The following is a 22,221-nucleotide window of genomic DNA, read 5'->3' on the forward strand; positions in this document are numbered from 1 at the left end:
GATCGTAATCCTCTAAACAGTCTTTTTCGCTGCTTTTTTAGCCGCTTTCTTGGCAGCTTTCTTAGCCGTTTTCTTAACAGCCGTGGTTTTAGCTGCTGCAGTTTTTGTTGCTTTCTTTGCGACTTTCTTCGCCGCTTTTTTGGCTGCCTTTTTAGCCGTTGGTTTTTTCGCTTCAAACTCAAAACCAACCTTGCCTTTCGCATCCAGCACCAAAAACGCCTTGAACTTGCGATTGGTTCGGCTCGAGATAAACCCTTCAAACAAGTCTGTTTTGCCTGTTTCAAGTAGTTTGGTCATCTGGCTCGGATCAATTTCCTGCTGCAGAATCACCTTACCTGAACGGAAGTCACACGTTTTGTCGGGTCCGACCGCTTTCTCACACACATAGCTCATGCCATGTTCATAAACCTTATGCTGGCATTTCGGACAATTTCCTAGCGCAGTGCGTCCTGAGAAGTCGACAGGCTCGTTGTCCTCGTCGTCCTTCTGCCCAAAGTCAAAGATCAGTTTGTGCTCATCATCCAGCTTCAGAATGGCCGCAAACGGGCGTCCCATTTTGCTGACAAAGCCTTGCAAGGGACCGAGTTCGCGCGTTTGAATGAGTGATTCCACTTCAGACGGCTCAAACGTGCGACCACCCGGGTGTTTACCCACTGAGAAATCACACTGCGTGCATGCATAACGACGGTAGTTTTCTTTAACGACAGCACCACACTTAGGGCAAGGTGTCTTCAGAGTCACATAATCACCAGGCACCGTATCGCGCTCAAACTCTTTGGCTCGACGCACGATGTTTTGTGTCATCGTGGCAATTTCTTGCATAAACGTTTGACGGTCAAGCTGTCCTTGCTCAATTTGTTTGAGTTTATGCTCCCAACCGCCTGTCAATTCAGGGGATGTGAGTTCTTTCACGTCCAAACCTTGCAACAAGGTCATCAATTGACGGGCTTTGGCAGTGGGCACCAGCTCTCTGCCTTCTCGGCGTAGGTAAGCCTCATTGAGCAAACCTTCAATAATGGCAGCGCGCGTTGCAGGTGTACCCAATCCGCGCTCCACCATGGCTTCACGCAGCTCTTCATCATCAATCAGCTTGCCAGCGCCTTCCATGGCAGATAGTAAAGTGGCTTCCGTATACCGTGGTGGTGGTTTGGTGGCCAGATCGACTGTCTCAATCTCATCAGTTTGCACCGTCTCGCCTTCAGTCACCGGCACAAGCGTTTCATCGTCACCCTGTGCATCACGTCCATAAATCGCCAACCAACCGGGTGATGTCAGCACCTTACCTTCAGTGCGGAACTTGTGATTCAACACATCAGTAATGCGGGTCGTGACTTTGAATTGCGCAGCTGGGAAAAAGATCGCTAGGAAGCGCTTGACCACAAGGTCATACAACTTAAATTCGGCATCACTCAAATCCTTCGGAATTTGTGTGGTGGGGATAATCGCAAAGTGATCCGACACTTTTTTGTTATCGAACACTCGGCGGTTTTTACGCACCCAATCTTGTTCAAGTGCCTGACTGGCAAACACGGCTAGATTCTTTGTCACCAACCCCTCAGATTGCGCAATTGCAGAAAACGCATTTTTAACAGTCGGCAAATAATCTTCTGGCAAATAGCGAGAGTCGGTACGTGGATAGGTCAAGGCCTTGTGACGCTCATACAGAGTTTGCGCAAGCGACAGGGTGGTTTTAGCGGAGAACCCAAAACGGCTGTTGGCTTCACGCTGTAAAGACGTCAAATCAAACAGCAGGGGAGATGCCTGACTACTCGGCTTTGATTGTTCCGTGACAACACCTGGTTGATCTTGGCAAGCCTGAACAATAGCTTGTGCCGCAGCAGCATCCCAGAGACGAATGTCACGCTTTTCTGCATCCTGAGGATCTTTTTTAAACTCAGGATCAAACCATTTGGCCGCGTACTGACCTGCCTGGGCACCAAACGTGGCATGAATCTCCCAATAATCGCGCGGCACAAACTCACGAATACGGTTCTCACGCTCACTCACGATATACAACGTGGGTGTTTGCACGCGACCCACCGGGGTCTTGAAGAAACCGCCATCCTTACTATTAAAGGCCGTCATTGCCCGTGTGCCATTAATCCCCACAAGCCAGTCTGCTTCGGCTCTAGAGCGCGCTGCCTGCTCTAACGGTTTGAGCATTTCGTCTGGTCTGAGATTGTCAAAGGCTTCACGAATCGCATCGCGCGTCATCGATTGCAGCCACAATCTTGAGACGGGTTTTTTTACATTCGCGTATTGTTGAATGTATCGGAAAATCAGCTCACCTTCACGTCCCGCGTCACATGCGTTGATGAGTCGATCGACATCTTTACGTTTGATGAGTTTGACCAACAGCTTCAAGCGTTCGGTCGATTTTTTATCCGAGGGATTTAATCCAAACTGCTCCGGAATCACCGGCAAATGGGTAAAAGTCCACTTGCCTCGAACCGGATCATTAGGCGCGATCAGACTCAGCAGATGTCCAATACTGGATGCGAGGACATACTGGTCGCTTTCAAAGTAATCGCCCTCACGGGTAAACCCACCCAATGCGCGGGAGATATCAAGAGCCACGGATGGCTTTTCAGCAATGATAAGTGCTTTGGTCATTCAAATCCTGACTTCGCTAAATTGCTTCAGCGGAGAATATTACGTTTACAACACAAGGGCTTGCAAGATAAATCGTACTTCTGTTTGGTATTGAACACGAGACAGAAACGAATCCTGCGCGTCTGATTGCAATCCAACAAGTTTCAACAGTGTCTTATGCGCACATCAATTGCGCAACCGCAATGTCTTTGCTTAATCAGTGCGTAAAAACATCAATGCGTCTGCCGATCACCCTCTCCCAGAATAAGTTCTTCCATGATTAGATGATCGACTTCAATTTCCTGACTCCAGAGTACTAACAGTGCAATGATTTTCATGGTCTCAAGACTCACAGGCGATTCTTGACTGGCCATGGCTCGCTCAATCAATATCTCCCGTAAGGGTGCGGACAAAGCCTGACCTTCTTCGAGGAACATAATAAGCCCGATGGCCTCCACACCCAACCGCTGCTGCTCTTCATCCGTATAAAAACGCTGACCATTCGACAGCTCTGTCAGTGGGAATTCACCAAACGTTTCTGTCGATTGCGCCAAGCCCATCAACCAACTCAAGGCATCATCAATATCGTCATGCTCAAAGCCTGCGGCGGCCAACCGGCGAGCCAAAACGTCCGCGGCAGGGCAAGCCTGCGGCGTGTAGTAGTTGTGGTAAAGGTAAACCAGAACCTCAAACATCTAGCCTCCCTGTCTGAAGAACTTGCTAAAACCAGAAAAACTCTGGGGAACACTGTTTTCTATGTTCTATGTCTGTAACTACAAGACTTCACCAGCCTCTAATTACAGGCATCATACTGCATTGATACTCCACACAAGCCTAAAGACGAAGAACCACCCTGTCAGCCCATAACGATAGAGAGTCAATTTGTCCTCCAAAGTTGTTACTTTGGTCTATTTAAAATACCAGACATTGCTTCTTCATCAGAAAACAAACTCCTTGCACGCACCGACCGTCGCGCTCGTATATGATGAAATCCACAACAAATCATTATGACAATGGAGCTAGACGAACATTATGAATCCGCTTGAACGTGAATTGACCTATCCATTTGATGAGAAAAAACCAGAACCTGGCTACAGCATTGAAGTCGCACCTGGCGTCCATTGGATTCAGATGCCATTACCTTTTGCGCTCGATCACATCAATCTCTGGCTATTGCGTGACAAAATCGATGGCCGCGAAGGCTGGACAGTTGTTGACTGTGGTGTCACCCGCGATGAGGTTAAAGAACTTTGGGAAAAAGTCTTTGACAATGTTCTAGGCGGATTGCCAGTCCTGCGCGTCATTGTCACCCACGTCCACCCAGACCACGTTGGTTTGGCTCATTGGTTGTGCGAACGTTGGGATGCACCGATGTGGATGAGCATGACCGATTACATCACCGGTCGTCATTGGACCACCGCTGAAAAAGGCTCTTCCAATGGGGGTGAGGCCGCTGCGCAGCATTTTGCGAAACATGGTCTACAAAACGAAGAAACGCTCGATGGCGTTCGTGCACGGTCTAACTACTACACAGGACTCGTACCCCGCATTCCAGACAGTTTTGTGCGCGTCATGCATCATGACCAGATTCGGATTGGCGATCACGACTGGCAAGCCATCGTTGGATACGGCCACTCACCCGAACACATGTCATTTTTTAGCCCACACCACAAAGTGCTCATCTCCGGCGACATGGTGTTGCCACGTATTTCAACCAACGTCAGCGTTCAAAACTCTGAGCCCGAAGGCAATCCCCTTAAGCTTTATCTGGACTCTCTGGCAAACTACGGTCATGTACCCGAAGATGTTCTGGTATTACCTTCACACGGCAGACCTTTTAAAGGACTCCATGTACGCATTGGTCAGCAACACACCCACCATCAGGAACGCTTTGATGAAGTACTGGAGGCCTGTGTAACACCGCTTTCAGCTTTTGATTTGCTGCCTATTATGTTTAGACGCAAACTCGACACGCACCAGACGACTTTCGCCATGGGTGAAGCCATCGCCCACCTCAATGCATTGTACTTAGATGGCAAGTTAGAGCGTCGTTTGGGTGATGACAACATTTATCGATTTAAGACCCTATGAAATCAAAACACCACCTTCATACCCAATTACTCCGTATAGGTAGCGCACCATTTGATGAAGCGACTGGCACAGCGCCAGTCAATTTACCAAGTGTGCGCACCAGCACCCTGCGTTTTAAAAACCTGGACATTCTGGATGCGTTGCAAGAAAAACGCGCCCGGGGTGAACGGGTCACGACCTACGGCATCAGTGGACTGGATACGCATCGTGCGCTAGAAGATGCCATTAATGCGCTTGAAGGTGGGACTTACTGCGTCATAAACAGCTCTGGCTTAGCTTCCATTCACCTGGCCTTTATGAGCGTGCTCAAAACCGGTGATCACGTTTTAGTCAGTGACAACATTTATGGCCCAGTTCGCGTTTTACATGACACTTTGCTGAAAAAACTGGGTATCGAGGTAAGTTTTTTTAGCAAACAAGACAATCTGGAGAAACTCGTCAAACCCAACACCCGTTTGCTTTATGTCGAGTCTCCAGGTTCTTTGCTGATGGAAATGCTGGATATGCCAGCACTTTCAAAGTTCGCGAAAGCACACGATCTGGTCCTTGCCACAGACAACACTTGGGGCGCTGGGCTTCTGTATCAACCCTTGAATCTGGGTGCTGATATTTCTGTCATCGCTGGCACGAAATATCTAAACGGTCACTCCGATGTCATGCTCGGTGCAGTGGTGACCAATCGGGAAGATCTAGCAGAACAAATTCACGCAACGCAATATGCCCTTGGCAACAGTGTGAGTGCCGATGATGTCTGGCTAACCTTGCGTGGCCTTAAAACTATGGCGGTTCGTTTGGAACAACATACTCGTAACACCCAAACCGTGTGCGAGTTTCTGGATCAACACCCCATGGTCAGCCGCATCTACTACCCAGCATGGCACAAAGACCCCGGTTACGAGCTGTGGCAGCGTGATTGTCATGGCACCAATGGTTTGATCAGCATTTCTTTGAATTGCTCACCTGAAGCGGCTAAACGATTCGTAGATGCCTTGGAGTTGTTTGGGATTGGGTTCTCTTGGGGTGGTTATGAAAGTCTCGTTCAGTGGGTGAGTCCAACGGTCTTAGAAGCCCACAGCTACTGGACAGAGCAGGGCAAAGCACTGGTGCGATTGCACATCGGTCTTGAAGATGTGACTGATCTGATTGAAGATCTCACGCAGGCACTCGACGCGATCGAAACCAAATGACTCCGAGCATCAGTCTAGATCTCAGGCAGTCAGCATAAGCACATAAACGCGCAAATGCAAACATAAACGCAAACGTAAAAAAACCGATCTTTTGACTTGATTATCAAAGTCATCAGATCGGTTTTTTATATCGGTTTTTATTTTTTATGCATCCCAATACAATGGGAAATTAGCAAACGGTTAGCGCGGCACCATTTTCAGGAGCTCATTGGCAACGTCAATCGTTTCCTGATAACCACCTGCCTCAGCGGGTGACGTTAAAAAACGACCACCCACCGCAATCGAAGGTGTTCCGCGAATTCCGTAACCTTCAACGAGCTGATCAGCACGTTTCATCTTCGAGTCCACACCAAAAGATTTCATGGCTGCCTGAAACTGAGCTTTATCGACACCCTGATTCTCGACCCAAGCCACAATATCTTCTTCTTTGAACAAACGTTTGCCTTGTTGATGGATAGCCTCAAACACTTTGGCGTGCAGATCGTCACGACCAATCGCTTCGAGCGCAAAATACAGCTGCTGTGCTGGCTTCATTCCCGCATTGAATGCCACTGGCACATGCTGAAAACTGACATCACTGGATAAAGTTTTACGCCATTCCGTCACCATTGGATCCAAAACAGCACAGTGTGGACATCCGTAGGAGAAGAACTCCAACACTTCGATTTTATCGGGATCCGTTGGCTGAGGCGGGTTGACGTTGACATACGTTTGCTGGGCACTTGCCATCGTTCCGATCAGACCCAACGTCACCGTTGCCAATATTTTTGTTAAAAACTTCAAGATTGCACTCCTTTCAATCTGTCAAAACACGGCAAATGCCGCAGTCTTCGTTACTTATTGTCGAATCACGTTCGATTCGATCTTTTCTTGTGACAACCGTGCGCGCACTTTGTTCATATCATCTAACTTTGAAAATGGACCCACACGCACACGATTTAACAAAACACCATTAACATCAGCCCGTTGGATCTGAACCGGTAAGCCCATCATGATCATCCGCGCTTGCAATGTTTCTGCATCCTCCACAACTCGGAATGCGCCCACCTGCAGAAAATACACATGTTTGTCTTGAGCACTTGGTGCGCTTTTTTCTGGTTCAGGTTTCACCACGGGTGGCTTAGGCAAGGGCGGCGCCGGTTTATCCGCATCCACCGGTAATGTTGATATCAAAGCCGCTAATTCATCTTTTTTAGGCTCTTGTACAGGCGCTGTAGGTCGAGACGCTGCATTCAAGCCACGATTGGGATCCACGGGGCTCACGCGATCAACGCGAGTGCTTGCTGGCTCTCGAGTGGCTTTATCCACGAAAGGCATGGGTGATGACATCACAAAATAGGCCACAGCCGCTGCCGCGCTCAACCCCAATAACAGACCAATCAAAATACCGTAAAAGGTACTGCCTCGACGGTCGGATTTCTTTTTTCTAGTTGCCATATAACCAAGACATTACATACGTTCGGGTGCATCGACCCCAAGTAGTGCCAGACCATTGGCCAGCACCTGACGCGTTGCATCCGCGAGTCTCAGACGTGCTGCTTGCAGTGCTGGGTCGTCAACCCGCAAACGTTCTGCGTTGTACCAAGCATGAAAGTCTGATGCACAATCTCTAAGCCAGAATGCAATCAAATGAGGCGCTAAATCCTGCATCGCCTGCTCAATCACATCAGAGAACTCGGCAAGACGCTTAAGCAGCACTTGCTCTGAGGGTGCCGTTAACAATCCTGCATCAGCCTGATTCAGCTGTTGACGGATGGTTTCATCTGCCTGCACCAACACCGAACAAATCCGCGCATGCGCATATTGCACATAGTAAACCGGGTTTTCTTCTGTTTGCGATCTGGCCAGATCCACATCAAAGACAAATTCTGTATCTGCACGGCGTTGGATCAAGAAAAAGCGAACCGCATCCCGACCCACCCAATCAATCAAATCTCTCAAAGTGACATAACTACCGGCGCGTTTAGAGATTTTGACTTCTTGACCATCGCGTACAACCTTCACCATCTTATGCAACACATAATCCGGATAAGTCGCAGGGATGCCCATGTCTAAGCCTTGAAGGCCTGCACGCACACGGGCTACGGTGCCATGATGGTCACTACCCTGAATATTGATCGCCTTCTCAAAACCACGTTCCCATTTCGTCACGTGATACGCCACATCAGGCACAAAATATGTATAACCACCTTCGGTTTTACGCATCACACGATCTTTGTCGTCACCCGTACCCAGCTCTGTGGTGCGAAGCCAGAGTGCGCCATCTTCTTCGAAAGTATGGCCATTGGCCGTCAGACGATCCACCACAGCCTGAACACGCCCATCTTCATACAAAGAGCTTTCTAGGTAATACCGATCAAAAGCAAGTCCAAATGCTTTGAGATCCAAATCTTGTTCGTGGCGAAGATAAGTCACCGCAAAACGACGAATGGCTTCCAGATCATCCGCATCACCTGAGCCTGTCACAGCAATCCCGTCACTCGCTTGGACGGTTTTACCAGCGGAATAATCATTCGCAATTTCAACAATGTAATCACCCCGATACCCATCTTGCGGGTAATCATCACTGTCGGGTGTCAGACCCTTGAGGCGCGCTTGCACACTCAAAGCCAGGTTATCGATCTGATTGCCTGCATCGTTGTAATAGAACTCGCGGCTGACATCGTAACCGCCGGCTTCAAACAAACGACACAACGCATCACCTAACGCCGCTTGTCGCGCATGCCCAACGTGCAATGGCCCCGTCGGGTTGGCTGATACAAACTCGACTAAAACCTTGCCAGCGCCTGGTGCTTTATAGCCATAGCGTTGCCCCTGCGTTTCGATCAGATCCAAAACAGCCGTAACCGCCTGAGGGCTCAAACGGAAGTTGATAAAACCCGGACCTGCAATCTCTGCACTGGCAATAATTGCCGACGTCTGCTCATCAGCCAGAATCTGATCCACAATGCTTTGGGCCAGTTCTCGGGGATTTTTACCAGCTTTTTTAGCCGTTTGTAATGCAATATTGGTTGCGACATCGCCGTGCGCAGCCACTTTGGGGCGCTCAAGCGTCACTTGAGGTACGTCCTGGCCAGTTAGCGTTTGGACGATCTCTGTTAATCGTTGTTTGAGAATATGTGCCTGCTCGGGGAGCATAGTCAGACCATCTAGTAGTAAAGTTTCAAATAATAACGTGATATACCTATCTGCAAGCCGCAGACTGCAATCACGTCGTCAAGACATCAATCTTGTTTAAGGAGTTCCCTATGTTAGTCACTTTCAGCAGCAAAGCCGATATGGACATTCTGATGCTGGAAAAACATGCACTTGCCGTCTTAGTTGCGGCAGGTAAGTTAGAGGGCCCTGAAATCCCTGAACGCGGTGTGTTTTCTGTTGAACAAATCGATGATGCCATCCAGCGTCTAGAGGATACCATTGCACGCGAAAAGGATTATGACGCCTCTCGACAAAAGATTCTCGATCAAATTGACGATGAATTACCACCATCCATCAAAGAGCATGTTCATCTAGGCCAGCGTGCAACACCACTCTTACAAATGCTGCGCAAAGCCAAAGCTCAAAACACCCCGGTTCTCTGGGAAACTGGATCCGGTTGGTAATTATATACACCATGGAATGCCGCCCAGCTTGTGCAGCCTGTTGTATTGCACCTTCGATCTCGAGTCCTATTCCTGGAATGCCAGATGGGAAGAAGGCTGGGCAACCCTGTATACAGCTTGATGAGCAATTGCGTTGCAAGATTTTTGATCATCCTGAACGACCCGAAGTCTGTGCATCTCTGAAACCCAGTCCTGACATGTGCGGCACAAGCCGCGAACAAGCGATGCAATGGCTCACATGGGCTGAGATTGAGACGATGCCGTCAGCGTAAACACAAAGACACAGCTTACACACATCAGTATTTTGAACGCCCATTGCCGATCTATTTTGTCACAGCCAATCAAAACCTCAGTAATTTTTAGTCATAAAATAGAACATCATCTATTAAGACTAACGAGGTATACACTTGATCAATATCGAAATCAGGAGAACGAAATGTCTAAACAGGTTGTTTTCACAATGAAATTAGAATCAGAGTTATGCGAAAACTTCATGGCCGAAGCCGCCAATGAAGACCGATCAGCGTCCCAGATCATGCACGAACTGATGCGCAACTACATCGCACAGCGTCAAGAAGCCCGTGAATACGATGATTATCTCCGTGAAAAGGTGGAGTTGGGGCGTGCCTCAATGCGTGCAGGATTAGGTCGTTCAAATGATGAGGTTGAAGCTATCTTTGCTGCCAAACGTAAAGCGATAGGTTGATCTTGCTGATTATCTAGACACCGAGCGCTAAGAAAGACCGGATGGAGATTTGGAACCACATCGCAACAAACAATCCACACGCAGTGTCTCGTATGGATGCAGTTTTTCAGTAATGCGGCTAAGCATCCAAAGCTCGGAAAATCAGAAAAGATCATTGGAATTCGCGAATTAATTCCTTATAAAACTTTCGTCTTGTATATGAAATTCACGACGAAAAAGCTTGGGTGATCACTCTAATGCACACGGTAAGGCTGTGGCCCCCGATGAAATAATTTCAGCAGATGTGTGAATTTTTCTGATCTATTGAAACAGCATAAGTCATCGATTGAACAACTTATGCCGTCATTTGGATCAACTTATACCAACAGCTACACGCGATTGTAGAGGCACCCATAAGATGAGAATTCTCACTCTTTAAAAACAATGACTTATAGAATTCTAATAACCATGAATGGACTCCGTTGTCCTCATAAGCTGAGAATCCTCTCCCGCCTGACCTCTGATCCTTGCATGGAAAGCACCTCTCCAAGGAGCTCCCATTAGCCGATCAAATTTTCTGTATTCCAACGCCCCTGGGGTGAAGACCTTACTCTAAAAGGCGTTGCCCAGATTCTGAAGGTGAATTTCATTAACATTCACTGTCTCATCCTGTCACCCATGAAATTTCTTACCAGGATATAAAACTCCAGAATCAAAAAGAGCCCTGAGGACGGGTTCGTCCGGGATCGTCAGGATCGGTGATCACCTCCGGTTAGCCTTGGCCTGCGCCACCACCAGCCTTCCCAGATCAGACACTCGTAACAGACCGCCCCGACGCAAACCGTTTGGAAGGGGTAAAGCACCGACCACTTCTACCGCCTCACCCAAGTTTCGTGCAAGGGCTGAGGCTCTGGTGTCCAGGGCTTTTGCCAAATCTGAATCACCCCGGGTTTGAACTGACCCCCAGAAGTTGGACACACTAACCTGGGAGAGATACATGTCAAAATATGACGTTGCCTTCAAACTGAAGGTCGTTCAGCACTTTCTATCAGAAGGTGGGGGACACAAGCGACTGGCAAAGGAGTATGGAATACCAGAAGAAAAAATACGCACATGGACGAGTCGGTACCAGTTTCACGGGTTGAACGGATTAAGCCCTAAACGCAGTTCTTATAGCGCTCAGTTCAAGCTTGATGTACTGTATCGGCAGGAGCGTGAGCAATTGTCGAGTCGGCAGGTGGCTGCCATCTACGATATTCGTAATCCCAATCAGGTTGTTGTCTGGCGAAAGGCCTTTGAGCAAGGTGGCTTTGCGGCGCTTCAGAACCCAAACCGGAGGCATTCTGACATGGCTGAAGAACAACCGCCATCAGGCCTATTACCTCGGCATTCAGAGGCGCAGGCCCTGAGTTCTGTGCTGTCGTTGCAGGAAGAGAATGAACGACTGCGTGCCGAGGTGGCTTATTTAAAAAAGTTGCACGCCTTAATCCTGGAGAGGAAGTCAGCCGCGCTGAGAAAGCATCCCTCATTCGTAGATTAAGGCACGATCATAAGTTGTCACTTTTGCTTCAGGTCGCAGGTCTGTCGCGCAGCACCTTCTATTATCAATGCCAGATCCTCTCGAATCCTGAGAGGCATTCAGCGCTTAAGCAGGATATCCGTGCCGTTTATGAGAAGCACAAAGGACGATATGGGTATCGCCGCGTCACGGCCGACCTGTGCAAGTCGGGGCGACGCGTCAATCTTAAGACGGTACAACGCCTTATGCACGAACTGGGGCTCAAAGCATTGATTCGTGTAAAAAAGCGCTGTGTGCCCTCAGGGCAAGAAGAGGGGAGCGTGCCCAATCTTCTCCAACAAGATTTCAGCGCCCTTGCACCCAATGAGAAGTGGGTCACCGATATGACTGAATTCAATGTGAAGGGACAGAAGCTACATCTGTCGGCGTGCATGGACTTGTATGGCGGAGAGGTCATCGCGTGGCGTACCAGCACAAGACCTATGTTTGAATTAGCGATGATGACCCTTGAAGATGCTCTTGAGCGGCTCAACTCGGGGGAGCGCCCCGTCTTGCATTCGGATCAGGGGTGGCACTATAAAATGCGCCCGTTTCGTGCACTAATCGCCCAGTCCGGGATTACCCAAAGTATGTCCCGGAAAGGCAACTGCTTTGACAACGCAGTGATTGAGAGCTTCTTCGGAACGGTGAAAGAGGAGTTCTTCCGCCTGGCCAAATGTGAGACGCTTAAACAACTGGAAGACGGTTTACGTGACTATATCCATTACTATAATCAGGAGCGGATCAAGCTGAAATTAAATGGGCTCAGTCCGGTTCAGTTTCGGCTTCAGAATACTGAAATGTAAAAACAAAAACGTCCAACTTCTGGGGGTCAGTTCATTCCCGGTGTGATTCAATGCAGTCACAAGCGTAGACGTTGAGCAAGAACAAGTTTCATGAAACACTAGTTCCTTGCGCAAAAAACATAACCACCCACCGACCCATAGCAAGGTTCCAAAACCAAACGGTGGGTATATTGGTGGGTATAATATTAAAAAATATGCCTACCCAGCATAACCTATTGATTATGCATAATTAATATTCTTACTCGCTATTCAAGCGCAGAATATTGAGTGATGTCAACGGGTATCCACCAACGTCCTGAAAGCCAATAAAATCAGGGATTGAAGAAATTTCATAAGCACATAAAAGGACTTACGCGATGAAACTGAATCAAGCGCCTATCCTTGCAGCATTCGGACTTGCGTTTTGCATGGCGCAGCCTGCGCTGGCTCAAATCGCAAGAACGCCGGTTGGTGCGGTCAACGCCACCATCGATGGCACACCCTATGCAGGCGAAACGCTCGATGTGCCGTCCGAGGGAACGTCGACGGCCGAATTCCGATCCTTCGGTCCGACAGCGTCCCTCTCTATTCAGGCTCACGACCCTGAGGCCGAGAGCATTATGCGCAACGTCCTATCGATCAAGATTTCGCTGATGGGCAGTGACGCCTCGGCCTCCATCATGGATGCGTCCGTTTCCTGGTGGCCGGATGGTATGAGCAAGCCCTTCTATCTCAGTGAGGATAGCGGGACGGCCCCCGAGGTCGTCTTTGATGCACTGTCTCTGGAAGACGGGGCTTCCACTGCTCAGGGCAGTTTTTCGGCTATTGTCTGCCGCAAGGACAGCATGTTTGCGGAGGCTGATACGAGCGATTGCCGGCAGGTCGAGGGCACGTTCGATACCCCATTACGCAAGGCCGATTGAGCCGGAGAACTTTGCCGACACGTCGGTATCGGGCGCTCTGGAAAGGGGATGTATGGTAGGCAATCGGACGGTGACGACGTGGTTGAAGCGGTGCGCGCTCATCGGATGATGTGCGAGGAGCCGGATGTCGTTCATGTGGTCGAAACCGAACCCTTGAATGGGCGCGAGAACGTAATCCTCGCGGAGGCGGATTTCTTCGTCGAATTCAGCGATGCGATAGCAGAGGGTAGTCTCGGTCCCAGCACGGTCATCATGACGACGCTGAATATTGATACGGCGGGAATAGGCCCCGGAAAGATCACCGACCAATTTTTCGAAAGACGGTGGATTCTGGAACGGGTCAATCTCCAGGATCGCAATCAGCGTTTGCACTTTGGGTTTGAAGCCAGCCGCGGCAACCTTTTCGCATCTTTGAGCGCCGCTTTTGCAAAGACAACTTCCCAAGTCACCAGTCCAGTTCCTTAGTACTCTTTTCCAGGGGCTCTGCCATTCCCTCTTTAATGGATTCGCGCATACCCGGCACAGAGGTCAGATACAGCGTCTCTTGGATGGCATCCCAATCGGTTTCCGAGATCAGCACGGCGCTTGTACGCTTGCCAGCAATTCGAATCGGCTGATGAGACTCGACGGTTTGGTCAATGAGGCGGTACAGGTTTGCCCGCGCCTCAGTTGCAGTTATGGCGGTTCTCCAAATACTTCTATGTCAGGCTCGATACGCAACGGGTCCCGAATGGACGTGGTGCATCTCAATCCTGAAAGGGGGCACACAACGCCCCACATGTCTGAAACAAAACTCAAGCGGGCGGCTTTAGTTTTACTTACAGGCGACAAGTAGGTTGACAATCACCGACTCCTTCGGATCACTTGTGTCGAAGTCGTGTGAATTGTCAGCACGCTGCTTGACGAACCGACCGATTTGCAGAGCCGCTGCCGCACGAATATGGCGGGGCTCGCTTTTGTCGCTAACGGTTTGCAAACTTGTGCGAACCCGCGCAGATGCAAAGTTGGTACTTTCGCTCTGATACAAAATCATCAACAGGTCGTCACCGAAAAAATTATTAAGGGGCATATCCAGTTCTTCGATATCCTCTGCAGATACACTACGTGCCATTCGTCTGCGCCTACGCATGTCGTTGGTGGCGGTATCGAAGGGGTTTTCTTGGCTCATAATGACTCGTCCTCCAGGAGCGCTCGTTGCGCAAGACATGATGCGCATAGCGCGGTCATCACATTTCGTATGGCGTGACGCTGCGCGGGTTGTCCGCATTGTTCGCATATTTGGGAGCTCGCGTCTTCAGCCGAGCGGATCGCTGTAGTGATGCGAGTAGCGAGCGCCTGGCTCATGCTGGCGTACCGACAGTAAAAACGTAACGCACCAAATTTTTCTTTGACCTGCAATGTGCTGACGCTGGCATCCGGCTCTTCAAGCAGCAGCGTGTTTATCGTTTCGCACAGATCTTCCAGGAGTGCACACCAACCGTCCCCGTGCTCAAATCCCCACGGCAAAGGGCCTGCCGCGAAGACTCGGGGATAGCGACTGGGTAAAGCACACAAACGAGCGCGATCCTCGGACATATCGGTCTCCGATTAAAAAATAACGAGGAAATAAAGCGCCGTGCGCACGACGTGTGTGAAGATGTTGTGCGTACCTACGTACGCAGACACCTTAAGAAAAATGTAGCGCAATTATTTGACGAAAAACGAACTGTGCAATAAACCTAGATGTTTTTTGAAAAATAAATTTCGGAAATCAATCGAACGTTGCACAAAAGCGACGAAAATCGGGTTTCGTGACCCCTTTTCTGGCAAGTGAGCGAATGCATTGATGCTCACCGCGTACGTCGAGGAGCAGGTGGCGGCAGTGCTCTATGACTTGTATCTACAGGTGAGGATGTGGGAGTAAGATGGCAGACGACGACAGTCGTAGGAAGCAATGTGCGAGACAAATCATATTGTCCTGCGGAGCGTTTTACTAGATGTTGGCGGAATTCATGGTTGCCGTAACGTGGTGACGACCCGCTTTCGCTCGTATCGGATTGAAAATTTCCGTGGTTCTTGCCTTGCAGAGCGCTCCAAGGCTGTTCGCTGGGTATCTTCGTGACTTCTAACTCTATAGAGGAACGCTCAATGCAACGTAAGCGGTACGAGATCGGCGTGATGGTGCTACGCGTTAGAAAGTATCAAACTGTTGGGCATGATCAACTTTTATTAGTTTTAGAACATGTCCATAAAGAAACCACAAACCCCTCAAGTCCGCAGCTACGACGAGTGGTGCACGTTGATGCGCCAGTACGAAGCTGAAAACACCACCATCAAAGCCTTTTGCCAGCAAAGGAAGATCGTAGAATCAACCTTCTACAGATGGCTATCCGTGCTGCGTAATGACGGGGTGATCTCACAGCCTAGTCAGAGCAATGCCGTTCAGTCTGAAGTACCGCCCAAGTCATCTGATTTTTTAGACATTGGTGCTATTAATTTAAACCAGTCATCGAGTCTGGAGTTACGACTGGATCTTGGAGATGGCGTGGTTCTCACGCTGTCACGCCGCTGATGTTTTTCCCTGAAGGCAACATCCAGGTTCACCTTTATGGTCAGCCTGTCGATATGCGTAAGTCCTTTGATGGTTTATACGCCACGGTCCGACATGCGATGCAGTTGAATCCGCTGTCTGGCGCATTGTTTGTATTTATCAATCGACGTGCCAATCAGATGAAGGTTCTGTACTGGGATCGAACAGGTTTCTGTATCTGGGCCAAGCGTTTGGAGCGTGGTCGATTTATTTCAAACTGGAACGAGATCACGTCCAGGGAGATTGATTGGACGGCTTTAAAGCTACTTCTGGAAGGCATTGAGCCCAAGCGTCAGAAGTTGCGATTTCAACTCCCAAAGGTCTAGAAAATAATGTTCAAAATAGCTGAAAAATACGCATAAAACTCTTTCAAAAACAAGGAGATAATGGTATAATTTGACTCATGAGTTCAGCGCAAAATACCGTCCCAACCGATTTAGTTTCCGGCACATTCGTGACCCAGGAACAGGTGGCTGAACTCGCAAAATCAAACCAACTACTGCAACAGAATAATCAGCTTTTACAGCAGCAGATTGAGGCACTGACCGCACAGGTCGCATGGTTCAAACAACAAATCTTCGGCTCTAAGAGTGAGCGGCGCATCGAACAAGATGACACGTTGCAACTGAACTTGTTTGCTGATCTTGAACCAACTACAGAACCTGAAGTGCCCGTTAAGGTCGTCGCTCAGCACAAACGTCGCGTGCGCTTTAAAGATGAGACCAATGAAGAGCCCGCTTTGTTCTTTGATGAAGACCGGGTCCCTGTTGAAGTCATTGAATTACCCAACCCAGAAATCAAAGGTTTGGCTCCTGAAGACTATGAGGTCATTGGGCACAAGACCACACACAAACTAGCGCAACGACCAGGTAGCTACGTCATCCTGAAATACATCCGTCCTGTGATTAAGGTTCGTCATACGCAAGCCATTCACTGCCCACCGGCTCCCGGTGGCGTGTTGGATAAAAGCCGAGCGGATGTGAGCTTTATTGCTGGGTTGTTAATTGACAAGATCGCTTGGCATCTGCCTTTGTACCGTCAACAACAACGCATGACGGCAGCAGGCATCAAAGTTAGTCGAGGCTGGTTGACGAACCTATGTGCCAAGGCGAGTGAACTACTCAGCCCCATCTATGCGGCACAGCTCAAGTCCATCAGTCAAAGTCACGTCATCACCATGGACGAGACACATATCAAAGCGGGTCGGGAGGCTCCGCAAAAAATGAGGAGTGGTTTCTTCTGGCCCATTTATGGTGACCAGGATGAGATCTGCTTTGAATACTTTGGCAATCGCAACCATGAGAACGTTGAGGCCGTCCTTGGGCGAGGATCTCGTTCTGGATCTGTCATGCTCAGCGATGGCTATGGCGCCTATGCGACCTATGCCGCCAGCACCAGTATGACCCATGCTCAGTGTTGGGCTCACTGTCGGCGCGAGTTCATTAAAGCCGAAGAGGTTGAGCCAGACTTGGCGGCAATCGCCTTGAGTTATATCCGTGCCCTCTATGCTGTGGAAGAACGCATTGCCAAAGAAGACTTGCAAGGACAACAGAAACTCGACTTCAGAATCGAACACGCACAACCCGTCGTGAAAGCGTTCTTCAAATGGGTCGAGGAATGTCTGTCGGATGTCACGCTCTTGCCCAGCAGCCCCTTTGCCAAAGCACTGGGCTATACCCATCCACGCAAAACGTCCTTGAGTGTCTTCCTGACGGATGCGGCTGTCCCATTGGACACGAACCACATTGAGCGCGCCATCAGGCCAATCGCAATAGGCAGGCGCAATTGGATGTTCGCTTGGACCGAACTCGGCGCAAAGCACATCGGCATCATGCAGAGCCTGATCTCCACATGCCGTTTGCACGGTATTGACCCGTACACCTATCTGGTCGATGTGCTGCAACGCGTTTCAATGCAGCCAGACAGCCAGGTTCACACCCTCACACCAAGGCTGTGGAAGCAGCACTTCGCTGACCAGCCCTTAACCTCGCAAGTCACAATAATCTGACAGACAATATCCTGCTCAGCAAGTATGCATCATCTGACGTGCGGTGTCATCACGCCGATGCGGTGGCGCTTACCTCCTGTTTGACAATACCCAAGGTGAGCTCGACCCAAGCAGACACGGGATGTTGTCGCAACGTATCGAAATCCACTTCGTCGGGGAGTTGTTGCCGCAAAACTTGCGCAAGCTCTGCTGCATCTGGCATATCGTTGGGGATCTGCCGCTGCAACGTTTCGCCAATGACGTTTGCGGAAGGCACCTTCTGACCGAACATCTTGGAGACTACCTCTGCTACCCTGGCTTGGCGCACTTCCCGTGTGCCCTCGGTTGCCATGGTGGCGGAGGTACCAATACAGATCAGATCGAGATTCATGCGCTCCCGCACGCGACGCACAAGCATGGCCACATCGGCACCCTGACGGCCGCGGTAGGTATGTATTTCGTCGAGAACAAGAAACTGGAGCCCCCGAGAATGGCGGATAACGGCCTTGTCCCGTTCGTTCTGTCGGGTCATCAGGAGTTCCAGCATCATATAGTTTGTCAAAATGATATCTGGCGGATTCTGCATGATGCGGTCACGCTCATCCTGACCTTCCTGACCGGTGTAACGGGCATACGTGACCGGGCGGGCATCATCAGAGAAGTCAGAAAGGAATTTTTCCAGCTCTTCCTTCTGACTATTAGCCAAAGCGTTCATCGGATAAATGACGATTGCTCTGATGCGTGGCGTGGGATCGGAATGTTTTTCCCGGATGATCGCATCGATCATGGGAATGAAATACGAAAACGACTTTCCGGATCCAGTTCCAGTCGTCAGCACATAGGGCTCATGCCGCTGGCAGCAGTCAATTGCCTCACGCTGATGTTTGTATAGTGTTGCCGGTACGCCCGTGGAAGTAGCGCTCTTGCCGAAGCGAAAAATGGCAGCTGTCTTCGGATGCAGTATGCCCTCTGAAGCAAGGGAATCCACAGTGCCCATCGTGACGTAAGATGGATTAATCTGAATAAGTGGAGAGGGCCAGTAGCGGCCTGCATCGTATTCTGCATCTAGAAAAGCACGGATGTCATCAGCTTTGGGCTGAATGAAGGAGCGCGTAAAGTTTTGGTAGTCTCCGACTAACTTGTTCCTGAATTCAAAAACGTCCATTAGCCTTGGTGCCTCCCTGGCCATAAAGTTAATATCCCGTCGAGTAGAACAAAGGGGACTGTCTACCAAAAACTCTGTATCCACAGGTTACATCGAGTCTACCAAGGTTTTGCATGTCGAGGCGCCCCAAGGCGAGTCCGTCGCTGAAGCCTTGCGTTTCTGGCGATTCACTGGACGGGGCAGCTTCTGTATTGGCAAAAAGGTCATCAACATGAGCACTGCCGCCTGACCCATCGCACCGGCTTTGCGGTCAATCTCGCGAGCAACCCGCCCCACAATGGTGCGTTGGTGCTTGATGGCGCGGCGCATAAGCTTGAACTGGCGCGCGTGGGCATAACGTCCGGCCTTGGACGCAAAGTAATAATGAGCCACGGGAGGTGGACAAAAACTTGGACTGGCGCGGACTTGAAGATTCTTTGCCAGCCTCACACTGCGGCTCATTCAAAAGCCTCCAGACTGACTCCGCCCCTCGAACCAGAAACCTCCGAAAATTACTCTCCCATTCTTTCAGTTTCGATCCTGCTTCCACACCCATTAACGTAAGCTATCAAAAAACGGGCGCCATAAGTTTCTCAACTTATGGCGCCCAGATTCTCACCTTATGAGTGTTTCTACAGCGATTTTAGATGTCGATGTTCGAGGCCTGTAGGGCGTTCGTTTCAATAAAAGCTCTTCTGGGTTCTACATCGTCACCCATCAAGGTTGTAAAGATTTCATCAGCCGCAATGGCATCTTCAATCTGAACGCGCCAGAGACGACGAACTTCAGGGTTCATGGTGGTATCCCACAGCTGATCCGGGTTCATCTCACCCAGACCTTTGTAGCGCTGTTTAGAGACGCCACGTTCTGCTTCTGTATGCAACCATGCCATCGCTTCATCAAAGCTTTCGACTGCTTTCTCTTTGCGTTTATCACCAACACCCCGGAAAACAATCGCGCCCTTGCCAATCAGGCCTTTAAACGTCAATGCGGCGTTTTCAAGCACTTTGTAATCCGCACCCTGCATGAACTCAGGTGTGACAAAAGACTGTTTGATATTGCCGTGGTGCATACGCTCCACCACCAGACGCCAGCCTTCTGACACTGCGTCATATTCAGCACGAGCAGTCAATACATCAGGATCGCTTTCATCGTGCAAGGCAGCTTGTAGGTTGACTGCACTTTGTTGGGCTGTCGATTCATTGGTCAAATCAAGTTCAACACCTTCCATCATGGCCCACAAAACCGATGCATCCATGAATCGGCTTAAGCGTCCAATGACTGTCTCAGCCAGCACATACTGACGTGTCAGTTCTTCAAAGGTTTCGCCCACAAGCTCTTCCTGACCCTCAGCCGGCAAAATGCCTGCATCTTTAACAGCCAGTTGCAGCATGAACTGCATTTCTTCAGCTTCATCCTTCAGATAGCGCTCATCGCGACCTGCCTTCACACGATACAGCGGGGGCTGGGCGATATAGATATGTCCACGCTCGACCAGTTCTGGCATCTGACGGTAGAACAATGTCAGCAAGAGGGTACGAATATGTGCACCATCCACGTCCGCGTCAGTCATGATGATGATGCGGTGATAACGCAGTCGTGAAATATCAAAGTCCGTTCCAATGCTGGTTCCAAGCGCTTGAATCAATGTAGCAATCTGCTCACTGGCAATCAAGCGATCAAAACGCGCTTTTTCAACGTTCAGTACCTTGCCGCGCAATGGGAGAATGGCCTGGAACTTACGATCACGTCCTTGTTTTGCGGAACCACCAGCCGAGTCACCCTCAACAATATAAATTTCACATAGTGCTGGATCTTTTTCTTGGCAATCCGCCAGTTTTCCAGGCAAACCTGCACCTTCCAGAACGCTTTTACGACGTGTCATTTCACGTGCACGTCTGGCGGCCTCACGAGCTCTAGCTGCTTCCACAACCTTGGCGCAAACCGCACGTGCATCGGCTGGGTTTTCTAAAAGCCAAGTTTCTAAAGTTCTGGAAACAGCTTCTTCAACAGCAGGTCGAACTTCACTCGAAACCAGCTTATCTTTGGTTTGACTACTAAACTTAGGCTCAGGAACCTTAACGGACAACACGCAAGAAAGACCTTCGCGCATGTCATCACCCGACGTATCCACCTTGGCTCTTTTTGCCAAATCGTGATCATTAATGTATTTATTGATCACGCGGGTCATGGCTGCACGCAAGCCAGTTAAGTGTGACCCACCGTCTCTTTGTGGAATGTTATTTGTAAAGCAAAGAACCTGCTCACCATAACTATCATTCCACTGCATGGCGACTTCAACACCCACCAGTGTGCCCCCCGCCTCAGACTCTGTGGAGACGTTAAAGACATCAGGATGCAAAACTGTTTTGTTGCGGTTGATGTATTGAACAAATCCTTTCACACCACCAGAAAACGCAAAATCCTCTTCCTTACCCTGTCTTTCATCTACCAACTTAATGTTGACGCCATTATTCAAGAACGACAGCTCACGCAATCGTTTTGAAAGAATTTCGTAGTGGTAATCAATGTTGTTAAAAATCTGATCATCGGCCAGAAACCGGACTTCTGTACCCTGACGATCTGTCTCGCCCGTGACCTTCAACGGCTCAACGCGTTCACCACGGCGAAACTCAAGCTCATGAACTTTGCCCTGACGGCGAATTTTCAAACGCAACCAAGAAGACAAGGCGTTAACGCAAGAAACCCCCACACCGTGCAAGCCGCCAGACACTTTATAAGAGTTTTGGTCAAACTTACCGCCAGCGTGCAGCTCTGTCATCACGATTTCAGCGGCGCTGCGCTGAAACTCATCATCCTTATGAATGTCCGTCGGAATACCACGGCCATTATCTGTCACGGAAATAGAATTATCTGCATGGATGGTCACGACAATTTCATCGCAATGACCTGCCAAAGCTTCGTCAATTGCGTTATCGACCACCTCAAAAACCATGTGGTGAAGACCCGTGCCATCGGACGTATCGCCAATATACATCCCGGGTCTTTTTCGAACGGCCTCAAGTCCTTTGAGGACTTTGATAGATTCGGCACCGTAATCGGGTTGGCTCATTTGTGTGTTTTCAGTTTCTGACATA

Annotated in this window: 23 protein-coding genes; 11 read left to right on the forward strand and 12 right to left on the reverse strand. The window is 49.5% G+C overall.

What is annotated here, in order from left to right:
• Positions 1-12: 12 nt before the first annotated feature.
• Positions 13-2,613, reverse strand: a complete 2,601-nt coding sequence (locus ACOI06_RS07845) for a DNA topoisomerase III (RefSeq protein ID WP_420661970.1) — start codon at positions 2,611-2,613, stop codon at positions 13-15.
• Positions 2,614-2,825: 212 nt separating this feature from the next.
• Positions 2,826-3,287, reverse strand: coding sequence for a DUF494 family protein (locus ACOI06_RS07850; protein ID WP_420661971.1), 462 nt, complete (start codon positions 3,285-3,287; stop codon positions 2,826-2,828).
• A 337-nt stretch (positions 3,288-3,624) separates the two neighbouring features.
• Here ACOI06_RS07850 and ACOI06_RS07855 point away from each other — a divergent pair, with 337 nt between their 5' ends.
• Positions 3,625-4,683: an MBL fold metallo-hydrolase gene (locus ACOI06_RS07855; RefSeq protein WP_420661972.1), complete on the forward strand. Its 1,059-nt coding sequence runs from the start codon at positions 3,625-3,627 to the stop codon at positions 4,681-4,683.
• Positions 4,680-5,870 (forward strand): cystathionine beta-lyase, encoded by a 1,191-nt coding sequence (gene metC / locus ACOI06_RS07860; RefSeq protein WP_420661973.1) that lies wholly within the window; start codon positions 4,680-4,682, stop codon positions 5,868-5,870. Before ACOI06_RS07855 ends, metC begins: the two co-directional genes overlap by 4 nt.
• 180 nt (positions 5,871-6,050) lie before the next feature.
• Here the strand turns inward: metC and ACOI06_RS07865 are convergent, their stop codons facing one another.
• From ACOI06_RS07865 to argS, 3 genes are all read right to left on the reverse strand, one after another.
• Positions 6,051-6,599 carry a thiol:disulfide interchange protein DsbA/DsbL gene (locus tag ACOI06_RS07865; RefSeq protein ID WP_420662009.1) on the reverse strand — a complete coding sequence of 183 codons (549 nt, stop codon included), beginning with the start codon at positions 6,597-6,599 and terminating at the stop codon, positions 6,051-6,053.
• 108 nt (positions 6,600-6,707) lie between these two features.
• Entirely contained in the window at positions 6,708-7,307 is a 600-nt protein-coding gene (locus tag ACOI06_RS07870; protein WP_420661974.1) for an SPOR domain-containing protein, read from the reverse strand.
• A 12-nt stretch (positions 7,308-7,319) separates the two neighbouring features.
• Positions 7,320-9,008 (reverse strand): arginine--tRNA ligase, encoded by a 1,689-nt coding sequence (gene argS / locus ACOI06_RS07875; protein ID WP_420661975.1) that lies wholly within the window; start codon positions 9,006-9,008, stop codon positions 7,320-7,322.
• 110 nt (positions 9,009-9,118) lie between these two features.
• Here argS and ACOI06_RS07880 point away from each other — a divergent pair, with 110 nt between their 5' ends.
• The 3 genes from ACOI06_RS07880 to ACOI06_RS07890 all read left to right on the forward strand — a co-directional run bounded on the left by ACOI06_RS07880 (position 9,119) and on the right by ACOI06_RS07890 (position 10,178).
• On the forward strand, positions 9,119-9,472 hold the full coding sequence (locus ACOI06_RS07880; protein WP_420661976.1) for a DUF1840 domain-containing protein: 354 nt from the start codon (positions 9,119-9,121) through the stop codon (positions 9,470-9,472).
• Positions 9,473-9,483: 11 nt separating this feature from the next.
• Complete coding sequence (locus ACOI06_RS07885; protein WP_420661977.1) at positions 9,484-9,744, forward strand: YkgJ family cysteine cluster protein; 261 nt, start codon at positions 9,484-9,486, stop codon at positions 9,742-9,744.
• 164 nt (positions 9,745-9,908) lie between these two features.
• Positions 9,909-10,178, forward strand: coding sequence for an antitoxin of toxin-antitoxin stability system (locus ACOI06_RS07890; RefSeq protein ID WP_420661978.1), 270 nt, complete (start codon positions 9,909-9,911; stop codon positions 10,176-10,178).
• A 741-nt stretch (positions 10,179-10,919) separates the two neighbouring features.
• Here ACOI06_RS07890 and ACOI06_RS07895 read toward each other — a convergent pair.
• Positions 10,920-11,090, reverse strand: coding sequence for a hypothetical protein (locus ACOI06_RS07895; RefSeq protein WP_420661979.1), 171 nt, complete (start codon positions 11,088-11,090; stop codon positions 10,920-10,922).
• 64 nt (positions 11,091-11,154) lie between these two features.
• Here ACOI06_RS07895 and ACOI06_RS07900 point away from each other — a divergent pair.
• The 3 genes from ACOI06_RS07900 to ACOI06_RS07910 all read left to right on the forward strand — a co-directional run bounded on the left by ACOI06_RS07900 (position 11,155) and on the right by ACOI06_RS07910 (position 13,888).
• A protein-coding gene (locus tag ACOI06_RS07900) for an IS3 family transposase (protein ID WP_420661980.1) occupies positions 11,155-12,521 on the forward strand; the annotation gives its coding sequence in 2 pieces (ribosomal slippage) (positions 11,155-11,664 and positions 11,667-12,521; 1,365 coding nt in all).
• 356 nt (positions 12,522-12,877) lie between these two features.
• Entirely contained in the window at positions 12,878-13,423 is a 546-nt protein-coding gene (locus tag ACOI06_RS07905; protein WP_420661981.1) for a hypothetical protein, read from the forward strand.
• A gap of 78 nt (positions 13,424-13,501) precedes the next feature.
• Positions 13,502-13,888, forward strand: coding sequence for a hypothetical protein (locus ACOI06_RS07910; protein WP_420661982.1), 387 nt, complete (start codon positions 13,502-13,504; stop codon positions 13,886-13,888).
• On the opposite strand, the gene ACOI06_RS07915 is transcribed toward ACOI06_RS07910, so the two are convergent.
• The 3 genes from ACOI06_RS07915 to ACOI06_RS07925 all read right to left on the reverse strand — a co-directional run bounded on the left by ACOI06_RS07915 (position 13,869) and on the right by ACOI06_RS07925 (position 14,998).
• Positions 13,869-14,117, reverse strand: coding sequence for a type II toxin-antitoxin system Phd/YefM family antitoxin (locus tag ACOI06_RS07915; protein WP_420662010.1), 249 nt, complete (start codon positions 14,115-14,117; stop codon positions 13,869-13,871). The two genes, ACOI06_RS07910 and ACOI06_RS07915, sit on opposite strands and share 20 nt — an antisense overlap.
• A 120-nt stretch (positions 14,118-14,237) precedes the next feature.
• Positions 14,238-14,591, reverse strand: a complete 354-nt coding sequence (locus ACOI06_RS07920; protein WP_420661983.1) for a hypothetical protein — start codon at positions 14,589-14,591, stop codon at positions 14,238-14,240.
• Positions 14,588-14,998, reverse strand: coding sequence for a hypothetical protein (locus tag ACOI06_RS07925; protein ID WP_420661984.1), 411 nt, complete (start codon positions 14,996-14,998; stop codon positions 14,588-14,590). The genes ACOI06_RS07920 and ACOI06_RS07925 overlap by 4 nt, the downstream gene beginning before the upstream one ends.
• A 646-nt stretch (positions 14,999-15,644) precedes the next feature.
• Between ACOI06_RS07925 and tnpA the strand changes: the two genes are divergently transcribed.
• From tnpA to tnpC, 3 genes are all read left to right on the forward strand, one after another.
• The gene (gene tnpA / locus ACOI06_RS07930; RefSeq protein ID WP_420661985.1) at positions 15,645-15,974 is read left to right on the forward strand and encodes an IS66 family insertion sequence element accessory protein TnpA; all 330 of its coding nucleotides are present in this window, start codon (positions 15,645-15,647) and stop codon (positions 15,972-15,974) included.
• Entirely contained in the window at positions 15,974-16,318 is a 345-nt protein-coding gene (tnpB, locus tag ACOI06_RS07935; RefSeq protein ID WP_420661986.1) for an IS66 family insertion sequence element accessory protein TnpB, read from the forward strand. Before tnpA ends, tnpB begins: the two co-directional genes overlap by 1 nt.
• A 77-nt stretch (positions 16,319-16,395) precedes the next feature.
• Positions 16,396-18,000, forward strand: a complete 1,605-nt coding sequence (gene tnpC / locus ACOI06_RS07940) for an IS66 family transposase (protein ID WP_420661987.1) — start codon at positions 16,396-16,398, stop codon at positions 17,998-18,000.
• 49 nt (positions 18,001-18,049) lie between these two features.
• Here tnpC and ACOI06_RS07945 read toward each other — a convergent pair whose 3' ends face one another.
• The 3 genes from ACOI06_RS07945 to gyrB form a co-directional block, all read right to left on the reverse strand.
• Positions 18,050-19,144 carry a DEAD/DEAH box helicase gene (locus tag ACOI06_RS07945; RefSeq protein WP_420661988.1) on the reverse strand — a complete coding sequence of 365 codons (1,095 nt, stop codon included), beginning with the start codon at positions 19,142-19,144 and terminating at the stop codon, positions 18,050-18,052.
• Positions 19,145-19,231: 87 nt separating this feature from the next.
• Positions 19,232-19,585: a hypothetical protein gene (locus tag ACOI06_RS07950; protein ID WP_420662011.1), complete on the reverse strand. Its 354-nt coding sequence runs from the start codon at positions 19,583-19,585 to the stop codon at positions 19,232-19,234.
• A 181-nt stretch (positions 19,586-19,766) separates the two neighbouring features.
• Complete coding sequence (gene gyrB, locus ACOI06_RS07955) at positions 19,767-22,220, reverse strand: DNA topoisomerase (ATP-hydrolyzing) subunit B (RefSeq protein WP_420661989.1); 2,454 nt, start codon at positions 22,218-22,220, stop codon at positions 19,767-19,769.
• Position 22,221: the final 1 nt, after the last annotated feature.

Origin of the sequence: Orrella sp. 11846 (assembly GCF_048820935.1) — a bacterium.
Taxonomy (GTDB): domain Bacteria; phylum Pseudomonadota; class Gammaproteobacteria; order Burkholderiales; family Burkholderiaceae_B; genus Algicoccus.